This is a genomic window from Clostridium tarantellae (genome assembly GCF_009295725.1).
Taxonomy (GTDB): Bacteria; Bacillota; Clostridia; order Clostridiales; family Clostridiaceae; genus Sarcina; species Sarcina tarantellae.
Window position 1 is genome coordinate 1 of sequence record NZ_WHJC01000324.1, and the last position, 3,581, is coordinate 3,581.

2 protein-coding genes are annotated in these 3,581 nt (G+C 27.0%); both read left to right on the top strand.

What is annotated here, in order from left to right:
* Window positions 1-220 precede the first annotated feature (220 nt).
* Window positions 221-1,621, top strand: coding sequence for an amino acid permease (locus GBZ86_RS13795; protein ID WP_327445272.1), 1,401 nt, complete (start codon window positions 221-223; stop codon window positions 1,619-1,621).
* Window positions 1,622-1,922: 301 nt separating this feature from the next.
* Window positions 1,923-3,440: an SH3 domain-containing protein gene (locus tag GBZ86_RS13800; protein ID WP_152891601.1), complete on the top strand. Its 1,518-nt coding sequence runs from the start codon at window positions 1,923-1,925 to the stop codon at window positions 3,438-3,440.
* Window positions 3,441-3,581: the final 141 nt, after the last annotated feature.

A 3,581-nucleotide genomic window follows, 5' to 3' on the forward strand; every position in this document is an offset into this window, starting at 1 on the left:
GGAAAAGATATATAAGAATAATTATTAAATTTTATTTAGCAGTTAATTTTTATAAAAAATCCTTTATAAAAAGCTTGGATTTATAAAAATTTCTTGATACAATTTATATTGTGTGAAAAAAATAGATAATTCTTTAATAGATTAATTATTTTTATTCCTTTACACAGAAAAATATACAAAAGAGAAAAGCTTTTAAAGCTTAAAGAAAGAAGGGGAAAAAGTGAATATTTTTAGAGCTCAGAATTTAAATAGCTTATTAGAAAGAACAAAAGAATCTAAAAAGAGAATTTTAGGTGTTTGGGATTTGATACTAATGAGTATAGGAGCTGTAATTGGAACAGGAGTAATGGTTTTAACTGGTGTAGTTGCAGCTAAAGATGCAGGACCATCTGTATGTATTTCTTTTATTGGTGCAGGAATAACTTGTATGTTAGTAGTTTTATGTTATGCTGAATTAGCATCTTCAGTACCAAGTGCTGGAGGGTCATATTCTTTTGCGTATATTTCCTTAGGTGAAATCTTTGGATACATAGTTGGATTATGTGTAGTTATAGGATATATACTTTGTATAGCCACTGTTGCTTCAGGTTGGTCTGCATATTTTACTGAATTGTTAAATTTAATGGGATTACATATACCAGATCTTTTTACTAAATTACCATCAGAAGGTGGGATAACAGATGTTCCAGCTATATTATCAGTATTAGCAGTTACTTTTGTACTTAGTAGAGGAACTAGTGAAAGTAAGAAAGTAAATGATATTATGGTAATAGTTAAGCTTTTAGTTATATTAGTATTTATTATTGTAGGTGCATTTTTTATTAATACAGAAAATTGGCATCCATTTATGCCTTATGGTGTTAATGGTGTTTGGGTAGGAACTGCCTCAGTATTCTTTGCTTATACTGGTTTTGACGCAACAGCTTCAGCGGCAGAGGAAGTTAAAAATCCAGAAAAAGCTTTACCAATAGGATTAATAGTATCTTTAGCTGTATGTACTATAATATATGTAATAGTTTCTTTAGTACTAACAGGAATGGTTCATTATTTAAATTTAAATGTTGGAGATGCACTAAGTTATGCTTTAAATACAGTACATATGACTTGGGCGGGTTCAGTAGTATCAGTTGGAGCTATTGTTGGAATATTAGCTGTTATGTTTGCTAATCAATATGCTGGTTCACGTGTTTTAAATACTATGAGTCGTGATAAGTTAATACCTAAGATATTTTCAAAGAAAAACAAAAAATCTGTACCAATGTTTTCATTATCAGGAATTGCAATTATAGCTGTATTATTAGCAGGATTTATAGATTTAAGTTCATTAGCTAATATAGCTAATGCTTGTTTTTTAATTATCTATTTATTAGTTTCTTTATCTGTAATTGGATTAAGACTTAGATATCCAATTAATAAAGGAAAATTTAAAACACCATTTTTCCCGTTGATTCCTATATTAGCAAGTGCTAGTTGTATATTCTTAATGGTATATATTTCAGGTATAATATGGATGTATTTTTCAATTATACTTATTTTAATAGTAGTAAGTTATTTTTTATATGGATATAAAAACTCGTTATTAACTGAAGAAGTTAAAGAGTTAAATGAAAATTTAAATTAATTTTATTTATTATAAAAGCTATAAAATTTAGAAAATATTTTCTGAATTTTATAGCTTAAATTTTTATATGGAATTATTTTATGGTAACTATGAAGTAGTAAAAATATTGAAAAAATTAAAAAGGTTGACAACAGATATATAATTTTTTATTATTTGAACATTTAATAGTGTTTTATGTTATAAAAGGTAAAAATATGGTAAAATAAAAATAATAAATTTATAACAAATTTAAAAATTTTAATAGTTAATTATTACATTGATAGTTAACTTTAGAAATTTTATCATATATGGAGGATAATTAATGAAAAATAAAAATATTAGTTGTTTATTACTTGGAACTATGGTAGCTACTAGTACAGTAAGTTATGTTCAAGCAAAAGAAGTATATGCTACAACACTGAAAAATAAAGAGGATTTTCAATTAAAAGCTGGAGAAAAAATAGGGGAAGTAATTTCTCATAGTTCCTTAAATGTGAGGTCTGGAGCAGGAACAAATTATGAGGTTATAGGAAAATTAACTAAAGGTAGTAGGGTTAAAATATTATCTGAAATAGATGAATGGTATAAAATAAGCTTTAATAATACTTATGGATATGTTTCTAAGACTTATATAAAAGTAACGGGGGAAAATAATAATAAAGAAGGTATTATAATCGTAAATAATTTAAATGTTAGAAATAATCCATCTTTAAATAGTGAAATAATAGGAATATTACATAAGAATTCTAAAGTAGATATTATTTCTGAAAGTAATGGTTGGTATAAAATTATTTATAATGGGAGAGAGGGATATATTTCAAAAGAGTATGTAAGTTTACTAAATACTATACCTAATGAAAAACCTTCAATAGATAATTCAAATAAGAAAAAAAGTGGAATAGTAAAAGTTTCTTCTTTTTTAAATGTAAGAGAAAAGGCATCAACTAATAGTATAATATTAGGTACAATTTTAAATGGAGAAAAAGTAATAATTTTAGATGAAGAAAATGGATTTTATAAAATTGAATATAAAAGTGGGTATGGATATATTGCTAAAAATTATGTTGAAAATATAGTTGATATAGAAGGTAATGAAAATGTAAAGCCAGAAGAACCAAAACCAGATGAAACAGAAAAAAAGACAGGAATAGTAAATGTAAGTTCATATTTAAATGTAAGAGAAGGTGCAAGTACATCCTCTAAGGTTATAGGTTCATTAACAGGTGGAAGCAAAATAGTAATAGTAGGAGAAGAGAATGGATTTTATAAAATAGAATATAAAGGCGGTTTTGGATTTGTTTCTAAAGAATATATAAAAGATGTGCAGGATGTAGAAACAAAGCCGGAAGAACCAAAACCAGAACCACCAAAGCCAGATGAAACAGGAAAAAAGACAGGAATAGTAAATGTAAGTTCATCTTTAAATATAAGAGAAGGTGCAAGTACATCCTCTAAGGTTATAGGTTCATTAACAGGTGGAAGCAAAATAGTAATAGTAGGAGAAGAGAATGGATTTTATAAAATAGAATATAAAGGCGGTTTTGGATTTGTTTCTAAAGAATATATAAAAGATGTGCAGGATGTAGAAACAAAGCCGGAAGAGCCAAAACCAGAGCCATCAAAACCAGAAGGAGATATGGTTAGAAAGACAGGAATAGTAAATGTAAGTTCATCTTTAAATGTAAGAGAAAGTGCAAATACATCTTCAAAAGTTATAGGTTCTTTAAGAAATGGATCAAAGGTAAGAATAGTAGATGAAGAGAATGAGTTTTATAAGATAGAATATAAAGGCAGTTTTGGATTTGTTTCTAAGGAATATATAAGTGCGACTTGTTGCTAGATAAAGGTAAGCGAGGGTTTACTACAAAACTAGCCTAATTACAAAAGTAATTAGAACTGTTATTACAATAGGTAGAATGATAGGGTAACGCCTTGAAATGCCTTCCCAAAGGATACGAATAGCATTTTATTAAGTAAATAA